Consider the following 25016-nt stretch of genomic DNA (forward strand, 5'->3'; position numbering starts at 1 on the left):
AGTTGTGTCTCCTGAGTTCTCTCCCGGCGGGCACAGCATCATTGCTGGGCCTCGTGCAGCCGGGCCGGCCCTCTCCGCCTCCACGGGGAGTCCGACGGCCGCGCTGCGAGTACCCGAGCCGGGAACGGTGCGGGGCGGCAGCCCGATCCATGAGCCGCCGCCCCGCACCCGCTTGGAATCAGACCAGAGTCGGGTCAGCGACCTGGTTCGGGAAGTAGTCCTCGCAGCCACCCTCGCGGTACACGTCCGCCGTCGCGCAGTGGAGACCACCGCCGAAGGCGTAGGCGTCACGGAAGGGAACCGGGATGACGTTCATGCCAAGCTTGTCCATCTGCTCCATCTGGTGGACCTCACTGGCCTCGACGCACACGGTCTTGTGGTCGATGACGAGGCAGTTCATGGACAGCCAGACGGAGGAGTAGCACAGCGGCGGCGGAACCTCGTGAGCCGGGGGAGCCGCGTCAACGATCTGCCAGTCATTGGCCTCGAAGATCTTGCGCTGCTCCTCGGGCAGGCGGCGGTGCGGGTTGTTGATGATCAGCCCGGGCCGCAGCGGCACGAAGGTAGCGTCGATGTGGATCGGGTAGGGGTCGCCGGGGAAGTTCACCGCGTGCACCCGCAGGTCGGGGTAGTAGCGCTTGAACCACTCCATCGCCTTGCGGTTGGTGGTCAGACCGTGCTGGATGAACAGGTCCTTGCCCACGCGCATGACGTCGGCGGCGTCCCACATCGGCTCAACCTCAGTGGTCACGAAGTCCTTGGCGGCAGTGCGCTCCAGACGCTCCTCCAGGGAGATCCGCTCGTCGTAGTAGTTGTGCTTGTAGGACCTGTCCGTCAGCCGAGGACGAGGCGCCTGGGTCCACTTGAACTCCGGGTCCTCCTCGAAGTACTCGTTCATGAGGGGCCAGTAGGCGAGGTACTCGAAGTACCGGCAGCGGAACGAGTTGGCCGACGACATGATCTCGTCACCGATGGTGAGCAGGATGTCGCGCGGGGGCATCTGGGTGAAGCCCGACTCCGTGCGGAAGTCAGGCGTCTGGATGGCCTGGTTCCACTGCAGCGGCGTGGGGCGGTCCACCTTGACGCCCAGTCCCTCAAGGATCTTGACGTAGTTGTCGAGCTGCTCGTTGGCGGCCTCGACAGTGGCGGTGGGGCGCGGGCCCCACATGCCGCGCATCTCGGAGTCGATCGGCACCTTCTCGGAGGTGGCCGGCTCCTCGGGAGGAATAACCGAGAAGTCCGCGCGCCCGACGATGACGTGCTTGAGCGGGTCGAAGTCGTTCCAAGAGTTGACGATCTTCGTCATGAGTGAGTCACTCCTTTGTGCTCGTTGTGTGGTGTGTGAATTGAGACAGGTGAATGTGTCTGCGGTTCAACGCTCTCATTCTATCCTGAAGGAACTTCGAAAGTGACAGCAGGAGTATCTGTGTAAAAGAATGACAGCTGAACCATGGCATGGTCATATGTGGTTGACGGCTTTCACCACCTCCTTGAAGGACCGATGCCGTCGCGCCGGTCAGGCCCTACGAATGCGAGTGTCGATTTGCTCGGGAATCGGGGGATGGATATCGTCAGGGCCACCGTAGTTGCCCCCAGGGGTAACGATAGTCCCTGCCTGGCCGTCAATGATGGAAACGGCGTCCTCAAGACGACCAATTGCCGCCATGTCTCCGGTCAGCTCCACAAATCGGCACACCGCCTCGACCTTTGGTCCCATGGATCCGCTGGGAAGACCCATGGCCCGCAGTGCTGCCGGCGTGGCCCGCGGAACCTGTTTCTGGTTCTCGGTTCCGAAGTCCTCGTAGACGCCGTCGACGTCGGTAAGGATGAGAAGCGCATCGGCCTCCAGCGCCTCGGCCAGGACCGACGCGGTGAGGTCCTTGTCGATGACGGCCTCGATGCCCTTGAGCTTGCCTTCGGCGCTGCGGATGACGGGGACCCCGCCTCCGCCTGAGCAGATGACGATGGCTCCGGCCTCCAGAAGCGTTCGCACCAGCCGGGTCTCGATGACCCGCTGCGGCTTGGGGGAGCCGACGACGCGGCGGTAGTGCTCGCCGTCGGGCTTGACCACCCAGCCGCGCTCCTCGGCCAGCTTCTCGGCCTCCTCCTTGGTGTAGACCTCACCGACGAACTTGGTGGGGTTGGAGAATGCCGGGTCGCCGGCCATGACCAGGGTCTGGTTGACCATCGCGGCCACATGGCGCCCCGGCAGGGCGTTCTGCATGGCCTGCAGCAGCCAGTACCCGATCATGCCCTGGGTCTGTGCCCCCAGGGTATCGAAGGGGTAGGGCTCTGAGAGCCGTTCGTCGTTGGCGGACTCCAGGGCCAGGACGCCCACCTGAGGGCCGTTACCGTGGGTGAGGACCAGCTCGTGCTTCTCCGCCAGCTTCGCCAGCTCACGCGCCGCAACCTCGACGTTGTGGATCTGGGTGCTGGCGTCGGGCTTCTCGCCCCTGCGCAGAAGGGCGTTCCCGCCGAGGGCAACAACGATTCTCACGACTCAGTCCCACTCTCCGAGGGTTGCGACCATGACGGCCTTGATGGTGTGCATGCGGTTCTCGGCCTGATCGAAGGCGACGTTGCGCTCGGTCTCGAAGACGTCGTCGGTCACCTCCAGGCCGTCCATGCCGGTCTTGGTGAAGATATCCTCACCCACGGTCGTGTTGCGGTCGTGGAAGGCGGGCAGGCAGTGGAGGAACTTCACGTCGGGGTTGCCGGTGGCCTCCACCATCTCGGCGTTGACCTGGTAGGGACGCAGCAGGGCGATGCGCTGGTCCCAGACCTCCTTGGGCTCACCCATTGAGACCCACACGTCCGTGTAGAGGAAGTCGACCCCCTTGACGCCTTCGGCGACGTCGTCGGTGACCAGGATGCGGGCTCCGCTGGTCTCGGCCAGCTTCTCGGCCTGGGCCACGACCTCAGGAGGTGTCTGCAGCTCCTTGGGCGCCACCATCCGCACGTCCATCCCCATGAGGGCCGCTGAGATGAGCAGCGAGTTGGCGACGTTGTTGCGGGCGTCTCCCAGGTAGGCGAAGGAGATCTCCTCGATCGGCTTGCCGGAGTGCTCCAGCATGGTCAGCTGGTCGGCGAGCATCTGGGTGGGGTGCCACTCGTCGGTCAGCCCGTTCCACACCGGCACGCCGGAGAGCTCGGCCAGGGCCTCGACGTGCTCCTGCTTCTTGCCGCGGAACTCGATGCCGTCGTAAAAGCGCCCCAGGACCCGGGCGGTGTCCGCCACGGACTCCTTGTGACCCATCTGGGAGCCCGAGGGGTCCAGATAGGTGACCTGCGCCCCCTGGTCGTAGGCGGCGACCTCGAAGGAGCAGCGAGTGCGCGTCGAGGTCTTCTCAAAGATGAGAGCGATGTTCTTGCCGGTCAGCCGCTTGACCTCGCGGCCGGCCTTCTTGTCCTCCTTGAGCTGAGCCGCCAGCTGGAGCAGGATGCTCCACTCCTTGGCGGTGAAGTCGAGCTCCTTGAGGAAGCTGCGGTTGTGCAGGGGATGGGACATGAGGACTCCTTCGTCCAGGATGGGTGGTGGATGTACTTACTTCGTTGACGCCGAAGGCGCTGATGGACGGGGCCGGCTCAGGCCACCGGGTCCCGCAGGATCGGACAGCTCATGCAGTGCGGGCCGCCGCGTCCGCGCCCCACCTCCGAGCCGGGGATGGTCAGGACCTCGATGCCTCGGGAGGTGAGGTACTCGTTGGTGTTGACGTTGCGCTCATAGGTGACGATGACGCCGGGGGCGATGGCCAGCGAGTTGGAGCCGTCGTCCCACTGCTCGCGAGCCGCGGCCATCGAGTCCTGAGGGGTGATGAGGATGGTGAGGTCGTCAATCCCCAGAGCCCGGGCGATGACGCGGTACATGTCCTGGGGGTCGTTGCGGGTGACGTTGATCTGCCCACCCTCGCCCGGACGCAGGGTGAGTGTCGGCAGCATCCCCAGGCCTCCGTAGGTGGTGAAGGTGCCGACGTCGACCATGGTCATGACGGTGTCCAGATGCATCTGCGCGCGTGTCCGGTTCATCTCGACGGCGACCACCTGGTTGACCTTCCCGCCGGCGAAGAGCCGGCTGGCGAGCCTCTCAATACCCTGTGCGGTGGTGCGCTCCGAGACCCCGACCAGGACGGAGCCGTTGCCGATGATCTGGACGTCGCCGCCCTCGACGGTGGCGGGACCGGCCTGGGTGCCCTCGGACCACACGGGGAAGTCCGCGCTCGCGAACCGGGGGTGCCAGCGGTAGATCGCCTCGTAGTTGATGGTCTCGCGCTGCCTGGCGGGCATCATCATCGAGTTGATGGACACGCCGTCGTAGATCCAGCAGGACGTGTCGCGGGTGAAGAGGTGGTTGGGAAGCGGCGCCAGGAGCAGGTCGTCGTCATCCATCGATGCCAGTACCAGTGAGTCCGGGCAGGAGATGCGCTCAAGCAGCTCGCCCTTGGTGATGCCGGCGATGAGCACCTCGGCCAGGTCCGCCCCGGACAACCCCTGCGCCAGGGCCCGCAGGGGCTCGGCGGCACTGGGGCCGTTGGTGTTCTCGTTGATGACGCGGTCCAGGACGTAGTCCCTGGCCTCGGTCACCTCCAGGGTCTCGGCCAGGAGGTCGCTGAGGTAGAGCACCTCGATGTCGCGGTCGGTCAGCACGCGCGCGAACTGGTCGTGCTCCTCCTGGGCCCGCTCGAGCCACAGGACGTCGTCGAACAGGAGGTGCTCCTTGTTCTGCGGAGTGAGCCGGAGCATCTCACTGCCAGGCCTGTGCAGGATGACCTGCCGGAGCCTGCCGATTTCGGAATCTACGGAAAGATCCATGACTCCCTCTCTGACACAACGCTGTGTCGTTGATGTGGATCATGATGCGCATCACGCGCTATGACGATTGAAGTGGTACGCCCGTACCGGATTGGTACGAGCGTACCAGGGTCTGCGGGGATTGGAAACCCCCTGGTGAGACTAAGTTCCAGGAAAGTTGATCCACCAACCATCACCCTTACGTGACATTAATCCCACAAGGTACTGGTGTCGTCGGCAGCGTCATCAGACATCTTCTGCCATCCGGGTGGGTGACTGGCGTGTTCATAGAAGCCATACAAAAGTTGCAGCCTCTCATCAGCGTCAGGTCCGGACCGACGGGACGAGACGCCCCCGGTCGCGCAGCAGGGGCGCGCAGGAGCACGGAGGACACGGAACGGATGGGCACGGATGCGCGTGGGAGGATGCGACTCATGACCGCCTCCAGCCTTGCCGCCGGTACCCCGTCACCTCCCGGTTCCGTGAGCGCCGTCGTCCTTGACTACGGCAACGTCCTGTACGCCTGGGAGCCGATGGCGGCCGTGGCCGGCTACGTCTCGGTGGAGGCGTGGGAGGAGTTCGTGGCCGACGGCGACTTCCTCGCCTGGAACGAGAGGCTGGACCTGGGGGAGCCCTGTGAGCGGGTGCTGGCCGACTACGCCCGAGCCCATCCGGACCGCCCCGACTGGGCGGGGATCCTCTCCCTGTACCGCGAGCGCTTCGCCGCCTCGCTGACCGGTCCCGTGCCCGGCATGGAGTCTGTGCTCGACGATCTCCTGGAGGCGGGCGTGGTGCTGTACGGCCTGACCAACTTCGACGCCGGCCCCTTCGAGTCAGCCCGGCTCCTGGTGCCCCAGCTCGAGCGATTCGCCGGAATCGTGGTCTCCGGACGCGAGCACCTGGTTAAGCCCGACACCGCCGTCTTCACGCTTCTGCTGGAGCGTTACGGCCTGCGGGCCGCCAGCACCCTGTTCGTCGACGACTCGCCGGTCAACATCCGGGCCGCCGGCCGTCTGGGTCTGCGCACCCACCGATTCACCGGCGCGGGGCGCCTGCGCGCCGAGCTCATCGCTCTGGGCCTGCTTCCCACGCCGGGCCAACGGTGAAGCCCGCCCTCGGCGGCGTAGAGCCGTAGACTCGGCCTTATGCGTGTGCTTTTCGCCGGAACACCCGAGGTGGCGCTGCCCACCTTGGAGGCCCTCATCGCCAGTGAGCACGACGTCGTCGGGGTCCTCACCCGTGCGGACGCCCGCAAGGGCCGCGGCCGCACGCTGCATCCCTCACCGGTGGCCGCTGTGGCCCGCGAGGCCGGACTCGACGTGCGCACTCCGGCCACGCTCAAGGGCGAGGCGGCTGACGACGTACGTGCCTGGGTGCGCGGCCTTGAGGCCGACGTCGCCGTCGTGGTCGCCTACGGGCGCCTGGTGCCGGCCGATCTGCTGGATGCGCCGGGGCACGGGTGGCTGAACCTCCACTTCTCCCTGCTGCCGGCCTGGCGTGGAGCCGCCCCGGTCCAACGGGCGATCATTGCCGGCGAGGAGGTCACCGGCGCCTGCGTGTTCCGTCTTGAGGAGGGGCTCGACACCGGCCCCGTCTATGGCCGCGTCACCGAGGCGATCGGCACCAGGGACACCAGCGGCGACCTCCTGGAGCGACTCGCCCGGGCCGGAGCGCCACTGGTTCTCGACGTCCTGCACTCGGTTGAGGCGGGCGAGGCGCGCCCCGAGCCGCAGGACGACACGCTGGCCACCCTGGCGCCGATGCTCTCCACGGCCGACGGCGAGGTCCGCTGGGATGATCCCGCACTGACCATCGACCGCCGGATCCGGGGCGTGAGCCCGGCTCCGGGCGCTCACACCACCTACCTCGGTGCCAGGTTCCGCCTGGGGCCGGTCACCCCGGTACCGGAGGTCACCGATCTCCTGCCCGGCCAGGTGCGCGCCACCAAGCGCGAGGTCCTCGTGGGAACCGGTGGCTGCGCCGTCCGCCTGGGGCAGGTCGCGCCCGCCGGGCGCAGCTGGATGCCGGCTGACGCCTGGGCCCGCGGAGCCCGCCCACAGGTGGGCACCGTCCTGGGGGCTCCGGCTCCCACGAACGACGACGGCGAGGGGGTCAGCTGATGGGGGAGAGGCCAGCGCGCCGGGGCTCGCCGGGTCGTCACGGTGATCATCGCAGCGAGCGGGCCGGGCGACGGCACGGCAATCACCCTGAGCACGGCAAACGCAGTGACAGGCACGGTGACAGGTACAGTGACAAGCGTAGTGACCGGAGTAGCCGGGGAGGCCCGGGGCACCGGGATGACCGGGGGCGGCGCTCCCGCAAGCCGGATGGCGCCGCAGGAGGCGCGCGTACGCGCTCGCCTCGGCGGCGATCGGACCCGGCGCGCCGGGTGGCGCTGGAGGTGCTTACTCGTGTGCGCCGCGACGACGCCTTCGCCAACCTGCTCCTGCCCGAGCTTCTGGACTCCGCCGACCTGGACCGACGCGACGCCGGTTTCGCCACCGCCCTGACCTATGGGGCCCTGCGCCTGCAGGGGCGCTACGACGCCATCATCGCCACCTGCACGGACCGGCCCCTGGAGGAGATCGATCCGGTGGTGCTCGACGTCCTGCGGCTGGGGGCCCACCAGCTCATGGGCATGAGGGTGGCCCAGCACGCCGCCGTGAGCACCACCGTGGACCTGGCGACCGACTCCTGCGGGCGCGGCGCCGCCACCTTCGTCAACGCCGTCATGCGCCGCCTCAGCGGCCAGGACCCGGAGGCCTGGCTGGCGCTCCTGGAACAGGATGCGCCCAATGAGACGGTGGCCCTGGCTCGCACCCAGTCCCATCCGGAGTGGATCGTCAAGGCGCTGCGTCAGGCCCTGGTCACCCACGGGCGCAGCGCCGAGGAGCTGGAGGCGCTCCTGGTCGCCGACAACACCGACCCCGAGGTGGCCCTGTGTGCCCGGCCCGGCCTCATCTCCCCTGAGGCCCTGGCCAAGGCGGCCCGCAAGGCCGACAGGGTCCACGACGCCGAGCCCCGCCTGGGGCGGGTCAGTCCCCTCGGCGTCGTCCTGGTCGGAGGGGACCCCGGCAGGATCGAGGCGATCCGAGACTCCCGGGCCGGGGTCGAGGACGAGGGCAGCCAGCTCGTGGCCCTCATCGCCGCGGAGGCCCCCCTCGAGGGTCGCGACGAGCGCTGGCTCGACCTGTGCGCCGGCCCTGGCGGCAAGGCTGCTCTACTGGCTGCCAGGGCAGCCCAGAAGGGCGCTCACCTGCTCGCCAACGAGGTCAGTGCTCACCGGGCGGAGCTGGTGCGCTCCGCCCTGCGTGCGGTGCCGCGAGAGGTTGCCCGGGTGCGCTGCGGGGACGGGCGGGATCTCGGCCGCGATGAGCCGGGGTCCTACGACCGGGTCCTGGTCGACGCGCCCTGCACGGGACTCGGTTCGCTGCGCCGTCGTCCGGAGGCCAGATGGCGTCGGCAGCCGGGCGACGTCACCGTCCTGGCCGAGCTCCAGCGCGAGCTGCTGGCCAGCGCGCTGCGCGCCGTGCGACGCGGGGGAGTGGTGACCTACGTGACCTGCTCACCGCATGCGCTGGAGACCACCCTCGTGGTGCGTGACGTCACCCGGCTCCTGGAGCGCGAGGGACTGAGCACCGAGATCCTGCACGCCGGGGACGTCGCCACCCGGCTGGCGCCTCAGCCGCCGGCCGGCGGTGACCGCGAGATGCTTCAGCTCTGGCCCCACCTCGACGGTACCGATGCCATGTTCTGCGCCCTGCTGCGCCGTACCAGCTGACACCCGACGACCCCAGCACATCATGAGGAGCACCCCGATGACGGCCATCCACCCCTCGATCCTCAACTGCGACATCGCGCACCTGGCCGACGAGCTCGACCGGGTCGCCGGCGATGACGGAGCCGACGGGATCCATGTCGACGTCATGGACAACCACTTCGTGCCCAACCTGTCCTGGGGGCTACCCGTGGTCGAGGCGGTGCTCGCTCACACCTCGCTGCCCGTGGACGCCCACCTCATGATCTGCGATGCCGACCGCTGGGCCCCGGCCTACGCCGAGGCCGGCTGCCAGATCGTCACTCCTCATGCCGAGGCCACGACGGCCCCGGTGCGGCTGGCACACGAGCTCCACCGACTCGGCGCCGGTGCGGGAATCGCCCTGAGGCCCGCCACGCCGCTCGAGGCCGTCGCCGACGTGCTGGGGGAGTTCGACCTCCTCCTGCTCATGACCGTGGAACCGGGCTTCGGGGGCCAGTCCTTCATCGAGTCGATGCTGCCCAAGATCCGCCGAGCCCGTGAGCTCGTGGGGGCCAGGGGACTCGACCTGCGCATCCAGGTGGACGGCGGCATCACCTCGCAGACGATCGAGCGCGCGGCCGAGGCCGGGGCCGACGTCTTCGTCGCCGGGTCGGCCGTCTACCGGGCCGACGACGCCCTGGCCGCCATCTGCGAGCTGCGCGATGCGGCATCCTCCCACCGGCATGATCACGGCCATTGACAGCCGCGGTCAGGTGCTCGTGGTGACCACAGCTCGCGCTCCAGGAAAGGAGGTACTCATGAGACAGGTGTGACTGGAGGGATGTTGAGCCGCCTCGCTCGCAAACCTTGTGGGAAACCTCAAAGGCCTTCGTGGCGTGAGAGGCACCTTTGCAAGGCCCCCGTTATGCCGCACCATTACTGGTGTCTCGGTTGTTACACCAACGCAACTCTCGGTCTTTGTGAGGTTTCCACAAATGGATTGTGGTGCCCTGACCACGTAACGTCATCGTCCAGCGGATCTGTCAGCCTGCACTTGTAGGGAAGGCACGGATCCGCACCGTCCCAGGCCCAAGGAGGGCCTCGCCGCCACCCCGGCACCGTCCAGGCAAGGAGACTCTTGGTGACCCTCTCCCGCATCCTCATCGCCAACCGCGGTGAGATCGCACTGCGTATCGTGCGAACCGCCCGTGATCTCGGGGCGACATCGATCCTCCCGTACACTCCCGAGGACCTCATGAGCCCAGCGGCCGAGCTCGCCGACGAGGCCTACGCGCTGCCCGAGGGCTCGTCCTACACCGACGCGGCAGCGGTTCTCGAGCTGGCCCGCACCACCGGCGCCGACGCCGTTCACCCCGGCTACGGCTTCCTGTCCGAGGACGCCGACTTCGCCCGCTCGATCATCGCGGCCGGCATCACCTGGGTCGGCCCCTCGCCCGAGGCCATGGACGCCCTTGGGGACAAGATGAGCGCCCGCGCCACCGCCGAACGGGCCGAGGTCGCCCCGGTGCCCGGCATCACCAGCTCGGTCACCGACGCCGACACCGTCATCCGTTTCGCCGCTGCCCACGGCTACCCGGTCGCCCTCAAGCGCACCGACGGCGGTGGCGGGCGCGGCATCACCGTCCTGCACAACGACGACGAGGTCCGGTCCACCCCGGCCTTCGAGTCCGCTGCACTGGGCGGGGGCACACTCATCCTGGAGCGCTTCGTCACCGCCGCCCGCCACATCGAGACCCAGTGCGCCCGGGACTCCCACGGAGGCTTCGCCGTCGTCTCCACCCGTGACTGCTCCCTGCAGCGCCGCAACCAGAAGCTCCTCGAGGAGGCTCCAGCCCCCTTCCTGCCCGAGGGCGTTCACGACCGTCTCGTCGAGGCCTCCCGCCGTCTCCTGGAGACGGTCGACTACGTCGGCGTGGCCACCTGCGAGTTCCTCCTGACCCCCGAGGGCGACCTGTGGTTCCTCGAGGTCAACCCCCGCCTCCAGGTGGAGCACTGCGTCTCCGAGGAGGTCACCGGCACCGACCTGGTCGAGGTTCAGCTGCGCATCGCCGAGGGCGGCCGCCTCGGTGAGCTCAACGCCCCCCGCGGTCACAGCCTCGAGCTGCGCATCACCTGCGAGGACCCGGCCCGTGGCCTGGCCCCCTCCACCGGCACCATCACTCGCCTGCGCTGGCCTGCCGGTCCCGGCATCCGCATCGAGTCCGGCGTCACCGAGGGCGACGTCGTCACCCCCATGTTCGATCCGATGCTCGCCAAGATCGTCGTCACCGGGGCCACTCGGGAGCAGGCCATCGCTCGCGCCCGGCGCGCCCTGCGTGAGACGGTGGTGGAGGGCGTCACCGTGTGCACCCCTCTGCACGCAGAGGTCCTGGGACGCCCCGTCTTCACCACGCCCGACGAGTCCGGGAGGCTGACGGTGACCACGCGGTGGATCGAGAACGAGGTGCTGCCGGACCTCGCTGACGACGCCGCACCGTCAAGCACGGAGGGCTCCCCGGCCGCACCGGAGGCGGTGACCAACCCGCGCACCCGCTCCAGCTACATCATCGAGCTCAACGGTCGACGGATGCAGCTGACCCTGCCCGACGGGATCCTCGCCCCCTCCAACCCGGCACGCGGCTTCAGCCCGCGCAGCAACCGGGCCCAGCCCCTGCGCGGCCGCTCCGGCGGGGCCACGCGCTCGGCCCGCGGCAGCGCCTCCGGCGAGACCGAGGCCGCCGGCTCGGAGCCCGGCGTCATCGCCGCTCCGATGCAGGCCATCGTCACCCGCATCTGCGTCGAGCCCGGCCAGCGGGTCTGCCAGGGCGACCTGCTGGTGGTCCTGGAGTCGATGAAGATGGAGAACTACGTCCACGCTCTGAATGACGGAACCATCTCGGAGATCCCCGTCAGCGCCGGGCGCACCGTCTCCGCCGGGGACGTCCTGGTGCGCATGCACACCCCCGAGAACAGCTCCGAGGAGGCCTGAACCGTGAGCATCGACTCCAGCCCCGGATCCAGCACGCCGGCACAGGGAACCACGATGGCGGACTCGCCCTCCACCACGGCGTTCCGCCAGCGCATCGCCCGCGTCGACCGAGAGGCCGAGGAGCGCGCCGCCACCCGCCAGCACGCCAAGGGCAAGCGCACCGCCCGAGAGCGCATCAACGACCTGCTCGACGACTCCACCTTCCTGGAGATCGGCCGCTACACCGGCTCCGGCGCGGGGGAGAAGGCCCGTCCCTCCGGCGTCGTCACCGGGTTCGGGCAGATCGACGGACGCCAGGTGGCCGTCTACTCCCAGGACTTCTCCGTCTCCGGCGGCGCCCTGGGCACCATCGAGGGGGACAAGATCGTCCGCCTCCTGGACGACGCCCTGCGGCTGCGCATCCCCGTCATCGGGCTCATCGACTCCGGCGGCGCCAAGATCCAGGAGGGCGTGGGCGCCCTGCGCCAGTACGGGCGCATCTTCAACCGCACCTGCGCCGCCTCCGGCCTGGTCCCGCAGATCAGCGTCATCCTCGGCCCCTGCGCCGGCGGCGCCGTCTACAGCCCGGCCCTGACCGACTTCGTCATCGCCACCCGTCAGGCCTCCCACATGTTCGTCACCGGCCCCGACGTCGTACGCGCCGTCACCGGTGAGCAGATCAGTGCCGAGGACCTCGGTGGCGCGAAGATCCACGGCTCGGTCTCCGGCGTCGTCCACTACGTGGCCGAGGACGAGGAGGACGCGCTGGGACAGGTCCGCAGCTTCCTGGCCTACCTGCCCTCGTCCGCCGAGGTCGACGCCCCCCTGTACGCCTACGACGACTCCGACGCCCAGGCCGATGCCGAGGCGGCCCGCAGCGTCGGGGAGATCGTCCCGGCCTCCACCCGTCAGGCCTACGACGTCGTCGAGGTGGTCTCGGCCGTCGTCGACCACGGTGAGCTCGTCCAGGTCCAGGAGGAGTTCGCCGCCAACGTCGTGGTCGGCTTCGCCTGCTTCGAGGGCCACCCGGTGGGGATCGTCGCCAACCAGCCGCTGGTGGACGCCGGCACCCTGGATGTCGACGCCTCCGAGAAGCTGGCCCGGTTCGTGCGCTTCTGCGACGCCTTCGGGCTGCCGGTGGTCACCTTCGTCGACGTCCCCGGATACCGCCCCGGCGCCGAGCAGGAGCACGCCGGCATCATCCGCCGCGGCGCCAAGGTCATCAACGCCTACGCCACCGCCACCGTGCCCCTGGTGACGATCGTCCTGCGCAAGGCCTACGGCGGCGCGTACATCGTCATGGGCTCCAAGGCCATCGGCGCCGACCTCAACTTCTGCTGGCCGGGCGCCGAGATCGCCGTCCTGGGCGCCGCCGGCGCCGTCGGCATCATCCACCGCCGCGACCTGGCCAAGGTCCGTGATGAGCAGGGCGAGGAGGCCGCCACCGCCGAGCACGAGCGGCTCGTGTCCGAGTACACCGACGCCGTCATCAATCCGGACAAGGCCGTGGCCATCGGGGAGATCGACGCCGTCATCGCCCCCGAGGACACCCGCAGCGTCATCGTCGACTCCCTGGCCGCGCTGCGCGCCAAGAACGACGCCCGCCCCGACTCGCCCAAGAAGCATGACAACATCCCCCTCTAGATCCCGCCCTGAGTCCCGTTCGCAGTCAGTCTCTCCGTCTTCATCCGATCCCGGTTCTGGTCACCGTTCCGAGATCTCCGACCACGCCGTCGCAACACCGAAGGACACCACTACCGTGCACACGACCTCGCAAGCCCCCAGCCCCGCGACCACCATCGCTGAGCGCCTGAGTGGAGGCGAGCCCTACATCATCACCTTCGGAGGCCAGGCGACCCCCTGGCGCCAGACGCTCGCCGACCTGGTCTCCCTGGACCAGGCCCTGGCCGATGACGTCGTGGCGGTCGACCGGGCCGTGTCCGAGCGCCTGGCCCCCGTGGCCACCGACCTGCTCACCGTGACGCCGCGCGGCTCACGACTCCTGGACGACGAGGCCGCTCCGGTCGTGCCCCAGCACCGCACCACCGCCGACGGCGCCGACGTGTCCGTCCCCGGCATCCTCATGGCCCAGCACGCCGCCCTGGCCTCGCTGCCGGCAGCCGGCATCGACCCCACCTCCCACGCCCCGGTGGGCGCCATCGGCCACTCCCAGGGCGTTCTGGGCGTCAGCCTCCTCAAGGCTGTGCGAGCCGGGGACCGCGAGAGCGTCATCCAGGTCCACGCCATCGCCCGCCTCATCGGCGCCGCCGCCACCCGGACCACCCGCCGCCTCGACCTGGGCACGGTGGGGGAGTCCACCCCCATGCTCTCGGTGCGCGGCGTGACCCGCTCGGTGCTCGACGCCGTCCTGGCCCGGGTGCCCGGCTCCGAGCGGATCTCCGTGGGCGTCACCAACGGGCTCCAGGCCCACATCCTCTCCGGGCGCCCCGCCGACCTCGAGCGCGTCGTCACCGCGCTGGAGGCAGCCGCCGCCCGTAGCGCCAAGGCTCGCAAGGACCGCCGCCGCGGGGGCGCCGTCCTGGCCCCCGTCACCGAGTTCCTCACCACCTCGGTGCCCTTCCACACCCCGCTGCTGGCCGGGGCCGTCGACGACGTCGCCGCCTGGGCTGCCGCCTGCGGCCTGGACGAGAGGCTCGCCCGGGACCTGGCCACCGCCGTGCTCATCGACCCCGTCGACTGGCCCGGCCTGGTCACGGGCGCCCTGGGGACCGGCTCGGCCGACCCCGTGCGCACCGTCCTGGACCTGGGGCCGGGCAATGTCCTGGACCTGGGGCCGGGCAATGTCCTGGTCCGTCTCACCGAGGGGATCGTGGCCGGCACCGGCACGACCGTCGTACCCGCGGGGACCGCCAAGGCCATCGACGACCTCGACCGCGCCGGCGCCGCCCCCCGGCCCAGCGTCGACCGCTCCCGCTTCGCGCCGCGCATCACCCGCCTGCCCGACGGACGCCTCACCCTCGACACGGCCTTCACCCGACTGACCGGCCGCAGCGCCGTCCTCCTGGCCGGAATGACCCCCACCACCGTGGACCCCGCCATCGTGGCCGCCGCCGCCAACGCCGGCTACTGGGCCGAGCTCGCCGGCGGCGGGCAGACCACCCCCGCCGTCCTGACGGAGAACCTCGAGGGCCTGGAGGAGGCTCTCGAGCCCGGCCGCACCGCGGCCTTCAACGCCATGTTCATGGACCGCTACCTGTGGAACCTGCACCTGGGCACCCAGCGTCTGCTGTCCAAGGCCCGCGCCGGCGGCGCCCCCATCGACGGCATCACCATCTCCGCGGGCTTCCCCGAGCTCGACGAGGCCACCGCCCTGCTCGAGCGCCTCCACGCCGAGGGCTTCCCCTACATCGCCTTCAAGCCCGGCACCGTGGACCAGATCCGCCAGGTGCTGGCCATCGCGCGCGCCGTGCCCGACAGCCCCGTCATCATCCAGATCGAGGACGGGCACGCCGGCGGCCACCACTCGTGGGAGGACCTGGACACCATGCTCCTGGCCACCTACGACGCCATCCGCGCCGTGAACAACGTCGTGCTCGTCGTCGGAGGCGGTATCGGTACACCCACCCGCGCCGCCGACTACCTCACCGGTCGCTGGGCCGAGGCCTACGGCACGGCCGCGGCCCCCGTCGACGGTGTCATGATCGGCACCGCCGCCATGACCTGCCTGGAGGCCAAGACCAACGACGACGTCAAGCAGCTGCTCGTCGACACCCCCGGGATCCCCGAGGACTCCGGCGTCGAGGGCGGCTGGGTCGCCTCCGGGGAGTCCATCGGCGGCATGACCTCGGGCCTGTCCCACCTGCGCGCCGACCTCTACGAGATCGACAACTCCTCGGCCCGGGCCTCGCGCCTCATCCAGGAGCTCGCCGGTGACGAGGCCGCCATGTCCGCCCGCCGCCAGGAGATGATCGACGCCCTGGCCAGGACCGCCAAGCCCTACTTCGGCGACGTCGAGGAGATGACCTACCTTCAGTGGGCCACCCGCTACGCCGAGCTGTGCGTCGCCCCGCACGAGGGGCGCGCCGCCACCCGGGCGGACTGGGCCGACGAGGGCTGGTACGACCGCTTCCTCGACCTGCTGCACCGCATCGAGGCCCGCCTGAGCCAGGCCGACCACGGCGAGATCCCCACGCTCTTCGCCGACTACGACGCCGTCATCGACTCAGACGCCGCCCTGGCCGCCCTGGCCGAGCACTACCCGTCGGCCGCCTCCACCCTCGTGGAACCCGTCGACGCCGCATGGTTCGTCGACCTGTGCCGCAAGCACCCCAAGCCCGTGCCCTTCGTGCCCGTCGTTGACGCCGACATCCTGCGCTGGTGGGGCACCGACTCCCTGTGGCAGTCCCAGGACCCGCGCTACACCGCCGACCAGGTGCGCATCATCCCCGGTCCCGTGGCCGTCGCCGGCATCACGACCATCAACGAGCCGGTCGGTGAGCTGCTGGGCCGGTTCGAGACCGCCGCCGTCGAGGCCCTCCAGGAGGCCGGCACCGGTAAGCAGGAGGCCGCCGGCCGCCTGGGCGCCGATCCCGCCCTGGCCGACGGCGCCCTGGCCTCCCCGGTGGCTGACGCCAAGGAGTTCGTCCAGGTCGCCCCCCACGTCCTGTGGAACGGCCACCTGACGGTCAACCCCGCCACCGTTCTGAGCGACGACGCCTACAACGTCGTCGCGCGCCCGGACGTCGCCGAGGACGCCTACGACCTCGACATCCGCCTCGACACCCACTGGGACGGCACTCCCGGCGGAGAGGGGATCCACGCCGTGCGCCGCCTCGTGGTGCCGCTGCGTCTGGCCCGCGCCTGGGACGGCGCCGCCCCGCTGGTCGACCCCGAGCGCATCAGCGAGACCATGAACGACCTGCTGCGCGCCACCGCCGGTGTGGGCGCCGTGTCCATCACCGGAGACGACGTCGACCACCTGCCCGAGGTCCGCCCCGCGCAGTCCGGCGCCACGGACGCCCTGGGGCGCCCCGCCACCCAGCCCTTCGGCACCATCCACGGCTCCTTCACGCTGGCGAGCACCCTGGGTCACGACCACGCCTCGGTGACGGCCGACGCGCTGCCGGTGGACCTCTCGGCCGCCCCCTTCGTCCCCGACGCCCTGCTCGGCCCCTGCTGGCCGGTGGTCTACGCGGCCCTGGGCAGCGTCGTCGAGGACGGCATGCCGCTCATCGAGGGCCTGCTCGGTGCGGTGCACCTCGACCACACCATCGACCTGCACCTCACCCTCCACCAGCTCCAGGCGGCCGCGGCCACCACCAGCCCCACGATCAACGTCACCGGCTGGGTGGCGGCCCTGGAGGAGTCCAGCGCCGGTCGCGTCGTCGACGTGCGCCTGGAGCTGACCGACGCCAGCGACGGCACCATCGTGGCGCTCATGCGCGAGCGCTTCGCGATCCGTGGCCGTGCCTCCGGCAACGCCGTGCCCAGCGCGCCCGAGCTGGCCGGCGGCACCGGACGCGAGACCGCTCCGGCCGCCCGTCGCATCCTGCGCCGCACCACCGTCACCGCACCCGCGGACATGACGGCCTTCGCCCGGGTCACCGGTGACTTCAACCCGATCCACACCTCCTACAACGCCGCTCACGTGGCCGGCATGGACGCCCCGCTCGTCCACGGCATGTGGCTGTCGGCCACCGCCCAGCAGGTGGCGGCCTCCACCGCCGCTGACGGCTCGCGCCACGTCCTGGCGGGCTGGACCTACGTCATGACCGGTCCGGTGGAGCTGGGCGACGACGTCGAGATCACCGTGGAGCGCACCGGCCTGGTGGTCGGAGGCGGCTACGTCCTGGAGGTCGTCTGCCGCATCAACGGCGAGGTCGTCTCGCGCGGCACCGCCGTGACGACGCCCGAGCCCACCGCCTACATCTACCCTGGTCAGGGCATTCAGGCCCCCGGCATGGGTCTGGACGAGATGAACTCCTCCAGGGCCGCCCGCGAGGTCTGGGAGCGCGCCGACGCCCACACCCGCGCCGAGCTGGGCTTCTCCGTCATCAACCTGGTGCGCGACAACCCCACCGAGATGACCGCTCGCGGTGTCACCTACCGCCACCCCGAGGGTCTGCTCAACCTCACTCAGTTCACCCAGGTGGCTCTGGCCACCGTCGCCATGGCGACCACCGCGCGTCTGGCCGAGGCCGGTGCCCTGGTGGAGAACGCCGCCTTCGCCGGCCACTCCCTGGGCGAGTACACGGCCCTGAGCGCCTACGGGCGCGTCATGCCGGTGGAGACGACGATCTCGATCGTCTTCCAGCGCGGCTCCACCATGCACTCGCTGGTGCCCCGCGACGCCGACGGCGCCTCGAACTACCGCATGGGCGCCCTGCGTCCCAACCAGGCCGGGATCAAGGCCGACGAGGTCGAGGCCTACGTGAAGTCGATCTCCCAGGAGACCGGTGAGTTCCTCCAGATCGTCAACCACAACCTGGCCGGCGTCCAGTACGCCGTGGCCGGCACGATCAAGGGCCTGGACGCCCTGGCCGCGGACGCCCGCGCCAAGGCCAAGGCCCGCGGCGGCAAGAACCCCTTCATGTTCGTGCCCGGCATCGACGTGCCCTTCCACTCCGAGGTGCTGCGCCCCGGAGTCCCGGAGTTCCGCGGGCGTCTGCTCGAGCTCGTTCCCGAGGACCTGGACGTCGAGCGCCTGGTGGGCCACTACGTGCCCAACCTCGTGGCCCGTCCCTTCGCGCTGACCCAGGACTTCGCCCGCTCGATCCTCGAGGTCGTGCCCTCCGAGCCGATCGAGGAGATCCTGGCCGACTGGGACTCCTGGGTGAAGCGTCCCACCGAGCTGGCCCGGGTCCTGCTCGTCGAGCTCCTGGCCTGGCAGTTCGCCTCCCCGGTGCGCTGGATCGAGACCCAGGAGGTCCTGCTGTCCTCCCCGAGCGAGGGCGGCCTGGGCATCGAGCACATCGTCGAGGTCGGCCTGGCGGGCTCGCCCACGCTGGCGAACCTGGCCACCAACACCCTGCGTCTGCCCCAGCACGCCGGGCGCCACGTCACCGTGCACAACGCGCGCCGCGACGAGGCCCGGGTCCTGGCCACCGACACCGACCCGGCCGTGGAGCTCACCGAGCCGGAGTTCGACGCACCGGCCACCGAGGAACCCGCCGCAGAGACCAGTGCACCCGCTGAGGCTGCTGCGGCAGAGCAGGCTCCGGCTCCTGCGGCCGAGGCCGCACCCGCTCCGGCGGCTCCGGCCGCAGGCGGCCCGGTGGACGACCTGCCCTTCGGCGCGACCGATGCCCTGACGGTGCTGCTGGCCCACGCCTCGCGGATCCGTCCCGAGCAGATCGGTGCCACCGACACCACCGAGACGCTCACCAACGGGGTCTCCTCGCGCCGCAACCAGCTCCTCATGGACCTGGGCACCGAGCTCGAGCTCGCCTCCATCGACGGTGCCGCCGACGCCGACATGACGGCTCTGGCCGCCACGGTCGCCAAGGGCGCCCCCGGCTACAAGGCCTTCGGCCCGGTCCTCACCGAGGCCATCCGCGTGGGCCTGGGCCGTCTCCTGGGCCCCTCCGGCGTGCGCGCCTCCCGGATCGCCGATCGTGTCACGGGCACCTGGGGTCTGGGCCAGGGCTGGGTCTCCCACGTGACCGCCGCCCTGTTCCTGGGCACTCGTGAGGGCACCTCGATGCGCGGCGAGGACCTGGCCTCCCTGGGCTCCTCTGCCCCGCTGACCAGTGCCGGAGCCGTCGACACTCTCATCGACGCCGCCGTCCAGGCGGTCGCCGCCGACCACGGCGTGGCCGTGTCCAAGCCGAGCGCCGGCGGTGCGGGCGGCGCGGTCGTCGACTCGGCGGCCCTGGACGCCTTCGCCCAGAACGTCACCGGTGATGAGGGAGTCCTGGCCACCACGGCCCGCACCCTGCTGGACGCCCTTGGCCTGGCCGAGAAGGCCACCGTCCCGGCCGATGCCGACGACGAGGCCGCCCGCACCAGGGCCGCCCTGGCAGCCCTGGACGCCGAGCTCGGCGCCGGTTGGGTCAAGTCCGTCACCCCGGCCTTCACCCCCGAGCGCGCCGTCCTCATCGACGACCGCTGGGCCACCGCCCGCGAGGACGTGGCCCGCCTCGGTTCCGGAGAGACCGATCTGGACACCTCCCGCCACCTCCTGGCCCCCGAGCGCTTCGTGGGCCTGGGGCAGGCGGTGGCCGACCACGCCACCTGGTGGGCGGGGCAGGTCAAGGGCTCCCAGCTGGCCGACGCCGCCGAGCGCGCCGCCATCCTGACCGAGATCGCCCAGGCCGCACCGAAGGCCCCCCGGGCCGGTGACCCCACGGTCCGCTGGTCCGAGGACGTCGCCGTCGTCACCGGCGTGGCCCCCGGCTCGATCGCGGCGGCCGTCGTCGGGGACCTCCTGGCCGGCGGCGCCACCGTGGTGGCCACCAGCTCGCGCCTGACCCATGAGCGCCTCGAGTTCGCCACCACCCTCTACCGAGAGCACGCCGCTGCCGGCGCCAAGCTGTGGATGGTTCCCGCGAACCTGTCCTCCTACCGCGACGTCGACGCGCTGGCGGAGTGGATCGGCAACGACCAGGTGGTCACCTCCGGTGGCTCCACCAAGGTCGTCAAGGAGGCCCTGGTTCCCACCCTCCTGTTCCCCTTCGCCGCGCCGCGCGTCTCGGGCACGCTGGCCGACGCCGGCCCCGCCGCGGAGTCTCAGACCCGTCTGCTGCTGTGGTCGGTGGAGCGCACCATCGCGGCCCTGAGCGCGATCGGCACCGACACGCACGTCGACCACCGGCTCCACGTGGTCCTGCCCGGGTCCCCGAACCGGGGAACCTTCGGCGGCGACGGGGCCTACGGCGAGGTCAAGTCCGCCTTGGACGCGATCGCCAACCGCTGGTCGTCCGAGCGGGCCTGGGCCCAGCGCGTGACACTGGCCCACCCGCGCATCGGCTGGGTCAGGGGCACCGGCCTCATGGGCGGAAACGACCCGCTGGTCGCCGCGGTCGAGGCCGCCGGGGTCCGCACCTGGACCACCGAGGAGATCGCCTCCGAGCTGACCGAGCTGTGCACCACCGAGGTGCGCACCCGGGCGGCTCAGGCTCCCGTGGACGCCGACCTCACCGGCGGCCTGGGCGACGACATCGACCTCGTGGCCCTGCGTGAGAACGCGGCAGCCCAGGCCGCCGCGCCCACCGAGGAGGCAGAGGCCCTGGCCGTCATCAAGGCCCTGCCCACCCCGGTCGTCCCGACCCAGCCCACCGCCCCCGAGTGGGGCGAGGTGAGCGCAGACCTCGACGACCTCGTCGTCATCATCTCCACCGGAGAGGTCTCCACCTGGGGCTCGGGACGCACGCGCCGCGAGGCCGAGCTGGGCATGAGCGGCGGGGAGGACGTCGACCTGACCGCCGCCGGCGTGCTCGAGCTCGCCTGGGGCATGGGCCTGCTCACCTGGCAGGACAGCCCCAAGGCCGGCTGGTACGACACTGACGGCGAGATGGTCGAGGAGTCCGACATCCTGGACCGCTACCGGGACGAGGTCGTGGCCCGCTGCGGTATCCGCGAGTTCGTCGACGACGGAGTCATCGCCCCCGTCGCCGACGAGGAGGTCACCGTCTACCTCGACCGCGACATCACCCTGTCGGTTCCCGACGAGGCCACGGCCCGCACCATCGAGGCCTCCGACCCGGAGCACACGCTCGTGGTGCCCGACGCCGAGACCGGTGAGTGGACCGTCACCCGCCTGGCCGGCTCGCTGGCCCGGGTGCCGCGTCGCGCCGCGCTGTCGCGCACGGTCGGCGGCCAGTTCCCGCGCGACTTCGACCCGGAGCGCTGGGGGATCCCCGCCTCGATGACCCAGGGCATGGACCCGATCGCCTCGTGGAACCTGGTCACCGCCGTGGACGCCTTCCTGTCGGCCGGCTTCACCCCGGCCGAGCTGCTCAAGGCCGTCCACCCCTCCGACGTGGCCTCCACGCAGGGCACCGGGTTCGGCGGCATGGAGTCGATGCGCAAGATGTTCGTCGGCCGGTTCCTGGGGGAGGAGCGTCCCAGTGACATCCTCCAGGAGGCCCTGCCCAACGTCGTGGCCGCCCACGTCATGCAGTCCTACATCGGCGGCTACGGCGCCATGGTCCAGCCGGTGAGCGCCTGCGCCACCGCGGCCGTCTCCATCGAGGAGGGCTGGGACAAGATCGCCCTGGGCAAGGCCGACGTCGTCGTGGCCGGCGCCATCGACGACATCTCCATCGAGTCGGTCGTCGGCTTCGGCAACATGAACGCCACCGCTGAGGCCGCAGCCATGCGCGCCAAGGGCATCTCCGACCGGCACTTCTCACGCGCCAACGACCGCCGCCGCGGCGGCTTCGTCGAGGCCGAGGGCGGCGGCACCGTGATCCTGGCCCGCGGTTCGGTCGCGGCCCAGCTGGGCCTGCCGGTCGCAGGTGTGGTTGGCTTCGTCTCCTCCTACGCCGACGGCGCCCACACCTCGATCCCGGCTCCCGGACTGGGAGCGCTGGGCGCCGGCCGCGGCGGGCGCAGCTCGCGCCTGGCCAAGGCCCTGGCGGCCCTGGGCGTGGAGGCCGACGACATCGCGCTGGTCTCCAAGCACGACACCTCCACCGGCGCCAACGACCCCAACGAGTCCGAGCTGCACACGCGTCTGGCGCGGGCTCTGGGCCGCTCCGAGGGCAACTCGCTGGTGGCGGTCTCTCAGAAGACCATCACGGGTCACGCCAAGGGTGGTGCCGCGGTCTTCCAGGTCGCCGGTCTCACCGAGATCCTCGCCTCCGGCGTGGCTCCCGGTAACGCGTCCCTGGACGTCGTCGACGCGCCGTTGGCCAAGGACGCCTTCTGGGTCTGGCCGCGCAGGCCCATCCGCCTGTCCGGCCGCGGCGGCGAGGACGGGCGCGTCCCGGGCGCCGGCCCGGTGCGCGCGGGCCTGCTGACCTCGCTGGGCTTCGGTCACGTCTCCGGTCTCATCGCGATCGTCCACCCCGGTGCCTTCGAGGCCGCGCTGCGCCAGGCCGCGGGACAGGAGGCGGTCGACGCCTGGCTGGCATCGGCCAACGCCCGTCTGGCCGCCGGTACCAGGCGTCGCCGCGCCGGCATGATCGGTCGGGCCCCGCTGTTCGAGCAGGTCCAGGGCCGTCGCCTGGGCGAGGAGTCCAAGCAGCGCGATCCGCACGAGGTCGAGGCCGCCATGCTGCTCGACCCCGATGCCCGTCTGGGTGCCGACGGCGTCTACCACGCCGGCGAGTGAGCTCATCACGATAGCGGATAGGGCCGGTTCTGCAGACGATGGTTACCGTCTGCAGAACCGGCCCTGTTTTGCTCACCTGGAATCGTCAAAAGGATTCACGTAAATGATTCTTAAGTTTTACTTCATGAGGGTTCCAGAATGACTGAGCCGCATTTTCCGGACATGCCACAGACTTCTCCGGAGGCAACAGTTCTGGCGGTAGGCGCGGACCTGGTGCACGTTCCGGACTTCGAGACTCAGCTCAATCAGCCCGGCACCGTCTTCGCGCAGCAGGCCTTCACGGCGCGCGAGCTTCGCGAGGCCCGCCGCCGCGCCCAGGAGAAGGGATCACGCCCGGCGCAGCACCTGGCTGCGAGATGGGCGGCCAAGGAGGCGTTCATCAAGGCCTGGAGCCAGGCACACGCGCAATACGCCAATAGTCGCGGAGACAGCGCTTCCCCGGTTATCCTGAGCGAGGACGTCGACTGGCGCGAGGTTGAGCTTGTCACCGATCGATGGGGGCGGCCGTCCTTACGCCTGAGCGGCACCATTGCCCACGCTGTTGAACGCAGCCTCGGACAGGAGGTATCGACCCCAGGGTGCTGGCCGGTTTCTCTGAGCCATGACGGCGACTATGCGATCGCGATCGTTCTTCATTCGCGCTAAGACCACGCCAGCACAAGACAAAGGCGGAGTTCTCGATTCTGTCGCGCGCAGCCGGCCGCGATATGTCTCGCCGCTGACTGATGTGAGGACATATGAATGACTGATGCTACTTACCAAGCCATCGCGATGATCGTCTACTTCGTGGCGATGCTCGCCATCGGAGGCTGGGCCTACCTGCGGACGGACAACTTCGACGACTACATGCTCGCCGACCGCGACCTCAACCCCTGGGTGGCTGCGCTCTCGGCCGGGGCCTCGGACATGTCGGGGTGGCTGCTCATGGGACTACCGGGCGCCCTGTACGCCACTGGCCTGGTCGAGGGGTGGATCGCCGTCGGCCTGACGATCGGGGCCCTGGCGAACTGGCTGCTGGTCGCCCCCCGCCTGCGCGCCTACACCGAGGTCGCCAACAACTCCATCACGGTCCCGAGCTTCCTGGACAACCGGCTCCACGATGAGCGTCGGCTGCTGCGCTGGTCCAGCGGCCTCATCATCCTGGTCTACTTCACCTTCTACGTCTCCTCCGGCATGGTCGCCGGCGGAAGGTTCTTCGAGTCCTCCTTCGGGATGGACTACCACCTCGGCATGGTCATCGTCGCGGCCATCACCGTGGTCTACACGCTCATCGGCGGGTTCCTGGCCGTGTCCTACACCGACTTCATCCAGGGGCTCATGATGGTGGCCGCCCTGGTCATGGTGCCGATTGCCGGCGTCATACATCTGGGGGGACTGTCCAACCTGGTCAAGGCCGTCTCCGAGGTCGATCCCCACTACTGGGCCGTCTGGGGGCCGACGACCACGCTGATCGGCGTCATCTCGGCCCTGGCCTGGGGACTGGGCTACTTCGGCCAGCCACACATCATCGTCCGGTTCATGGCCATCCGCAGCCCCAAGGAGGCCGTGGCCGGGGGCACCATCGGAATCGGCTGGATGCTCTTCGCCGTGCTCGGTGCGGCCGGCACCGCCATCGTCGGGGTGGCCGTCTACCAGCACGACAAGAGCAGGCTGGCCGACCCGGAGACCGTCTTCATCACCTTAGGACAGCTGCTCTTCCACCCGCTGGTCGCCGGGTTCATGCTGGCCGCCATCCTCGCTGCGATCATGTCGACGATCTCCTCCCAGCTGCTCGTCACCTCCTCGGCACTCATCGAGGACCTGTACGGATCGATGAACCGCACCCGTGGCAACGACATCAGCAGCAACCGCATGGTGCTCTACTCGCGCATGGCGGTCTTCGCGATCGCCCTGGTCGCGGCCGTCATGGCCTGGAACCCCAGCAAGACGATCCTCGATCTCGTGGCCTTCGCCTGGGCCGGCTTCGGAGCCTCCTTCGGCCCGACCGTTCTGCTGTCCCTGTACTGGAGGCGTCTGAGCGCCATGGGGGCCTTCGCCGGAATGATCACCGGCGCCGTCATCGTCATGATCTGGGGAAACGCCTCCGGCGGCCCGGGCGGCATCCTCAACCTCTACGAGATCGTCCCCGGCTTCCTGGGCAACCTGATTGTGGCCTGGGCCGTATCCCGCACGAGTCGGCCCTCGGAGGAGATCTCTCAGGAGTTCGACGCCGCCGTCGCCGCCTCGCGCGCGTAGCCAGGGTAGACGGGTCGGGCTGGAGCGGCGCTATGGGTATTGCTATGGGT

General features: G+C 70.2%; 13 protein-coding genes. 9 read left to right on the forward strand and 4 right to left on the reverse strand.

Annotation, left to right across the window (positions count from 1 at the left end; translation table 11 throughout):
- Positions 1 to 178: 178 nt before the first annotated feature.
- The 4 genes from EL340_RS03775 to EL340_RS03790 all read right to left on the reverse strand — a co-directional run bounded on the left by EL340_RS03775 (position 179) and on the right by EL340_RS03790 (position 4809).
- Complete coding sequence (locus EL340_RS03775; protein WP_126413510.1) at positions 179 to 1306, reverse strand: serine/threonine protein kinase; 1128 nt, start codon at positions 1304 to 1306, stop codon at positions 179 to 181.
- 210 nt (positions 1307 to 1516) lie between these two features.
- Complete coding sequence (gene arcC / locus EL340_RS03780) at positions 1517 to 2497, reverse strand: carbamate kinase (RefSeq protein ID WP_126413511.1); 981 nt, start codon at positions 2495 to 2497, stop codon at positions 1517 to 1519.
- Between the two features lie 3 nt (positions 2498 to 2500).
- Positions 2501 to 3508, reverse strand: a complete 1008-nt coding sequence (argF, locus tag EL340_RS03785; RefSeq protein ID WP_126413512.1) for an ornithine carbamoyltransferase — start codon at positions 3506 to 3508, stop codon at positions 2501 to 2503.
- Positions 3509 to 3585: 77 nt separating this feature from the next.
- Entirely contained in the window at positions 3586 to 4809 is a 1224-nt protein-coding gene (locus tag EL340_RS03790) for an arginine deiminase (RefSeq protein ID WP_126413513.1), read from the reverse strand.
- 413 nt (positions 4810 to 5222) lie between these two features.
- Between EL340_RS03790 and EL340_RS03795 the strand changes: the two genes are divergently transcribed.
- The 9 genes from EL340_RS03795 to putP all read left to right on the forward strand — a co-directional run bounded on the left by EL340_RS03795 (position 5223) and on the right by putP (position 24966).
- On the forward strand, positions 5223 to 5894 hold the full coding sequence (locus EL340_RS03795; protein ID WP_126413514.1) for an HAD-IA family hydrolase: 672 nt from the start codon (positions 5223 to 5225) through the stop codon (positions 5892 to 5894).
- Positions 5895 to 5933: 39 nt separating this feature from the next.
- Positions 5934 to 6908, forward strand: coding sequence for a methionyl-tRNA formyltransferase (gene fmt / locus EL340_RS03800; protein WP_126413515.1), 975 nt, complete (start codon positions 5934 to 5936; stop codon positions 6906 to 6908).
- 269 nt (positions 6909 to 7177) lie between these two features.
- On the forward strand, positions 7178 to 8569 hold the full coding sequence (locus tag EL340_RS03805; protein WP_126413516.1) for an RsmB/NOP family class I SAM-dependent RNA methyltransferase: 1392 nt from the start codon (positions 7178 to 7180) through the stop codon (positions 8567 to 8569).
- A 37-nt stretch (positions 8570 to 8606) separates the two neighbouring features.
- A complete protein-coding gene (gene rpe / locus EL340_RS03810; protein ID WP_126413517.1) occupies positions 8607 to 9287 on the forward strand; it encodes a ribulose-phosphate 3-epimerase in 681 nt (226 codons plus the stop codon).
- A 381-nt stretch (positions 9288 to 9668) separates the two neighbouring features.
- A complete protein-coding gene (locus EL340_RS03815; RefSeq protein ID WP_126413518.1) occupies positions 9669 to 11516 on the forward strand; it encodes an ATP-binding protein in 1848 nt (615 codons plus the stop codon).
- A gap of 54 nt (positions 11517 to 11570) precedes the next feature.
- Positions 11571 to 13139, forward strand: coding sequence for an acyl-CoA carboxylase subunit beta (locus EL340_RS03820; RefSeq protein WP_126415301.1), 1569 nt, complete (start codon positions 11571 to 11573; stop codon positions 13137 to 13139).
- 115 nt (positions 13140 to 13254) lie between these two features.
- Positions 13255 to 22731, forward strand: a complete 9477-nt coding sequence (locus EL340_RS03825) for a type I polyketide synthase (protein WP_126413519.1) — start codon at positions 13255 to 13257, stop codon at positions 22729 to 22731.
- Positions 22732 to 22869: 138 nt separating this feature from the next.
- The gene (gene acpS / locus EL340_RS03830) at positions 22870 to 23376 is read left to right on the forward strand and encodes a holo-ACP synthase AcpS (protein ID WP_126413520.1); all 507 of its coding nucleotides are present in this window, start codon (positions 22870 to 22872) and stop codon (positions 23374 to 23376) included.
- A gap of 96 nt (positions 23377 to 23472) precedes the next feature.
- Positions 23473 to 24966, forward strand: a complete 1494-nt coding sequence (gene putP, locus EL340_RS03835; RefSeq protein WP_126413521.1) for a sodium/proline symporter PutP — start codon at positions 23473 to 23475, stop codon at positions 24964 to 24966.
- The last annotated feature ends 50 nt before the right edge of the window (positions 24967 to 25016 follow it).

The organism is Actinomyces viscosus, assembly GCF_900637975.1.
Lineage (GTDB): Bacteria > Actinomycetota > Actinomycetes > Actinomycetales > Actinomycetaceae > Actinomyces > Actinomyces viscosus.

What these genes read in the sequence shown, in the direction of transcription:
- rpe (WP_126413517.1), top strand. Translation starts at nt 8,607, where the DNA reads ATGACGGCCATCCACCCCTCGATCCTCAACTGCGACATCGCGCACCTG.
- EL340_RS03820 (WP_126415301.1), top strand. Translation starts at nt 11,571, where the DNA reads ATGGCGGACTCGCCCTCCACCACGGCGTTCCGCCAGCGCATCGCCCGC.
- argF (WP_126413512.1), bottom strand. Translation starts at nt 3,508, where the DNA reads ATGTCCCATCCCCTGCACAACCGCAGCTTCCTCAAGGAGCTCGACTTC.
- EL340_RS03790 (WP_126413513.1), bottom strand. Translation starts at nt 4,809, where the DNA reads ATGGATCTTTCCGTAGATTCCGAAATCGGCAGGCTCCGGCAGGTCATC.
- fmt (WP_126413515.1), top strand. Translation starts at nt 5,934, where the DNA reads ATGCGTGTGCTTTTCGCCGGAACACCCGAGGTGGCGCTGCCCACCTTG.
- putP (WP_126413521.1), top strand. Translation starts at nt 23,473, where the DNA reads ATGACTGATGCTACTTACCAAGCCATCGCGATGATCGTCTACTTCGTG.
- EL340_RS03795 (WP_126413514.1), top strand. Translation starts at nt 5,223, where the DNA reads ATGACCGCCTCCAGCCTTGCCGCCGGTACCCCGTCACCTCCCGGTTCC.
- acpS (WP_126413520.1), top strand. Translation starts at nt 22,870, where the DNA reads ATGACTGAGCCGCATTTTCCGGACATGCCACAGACTTCTCCGGAGGCA.
- EL340_RS03775 (WP_126413510.1), bottom strand. Translation starts at nt 1,306, where the DNA reads ATGACGAAGATCGTCAACTCTTGGAACGACTTCGACCCGCTCAAGCAC.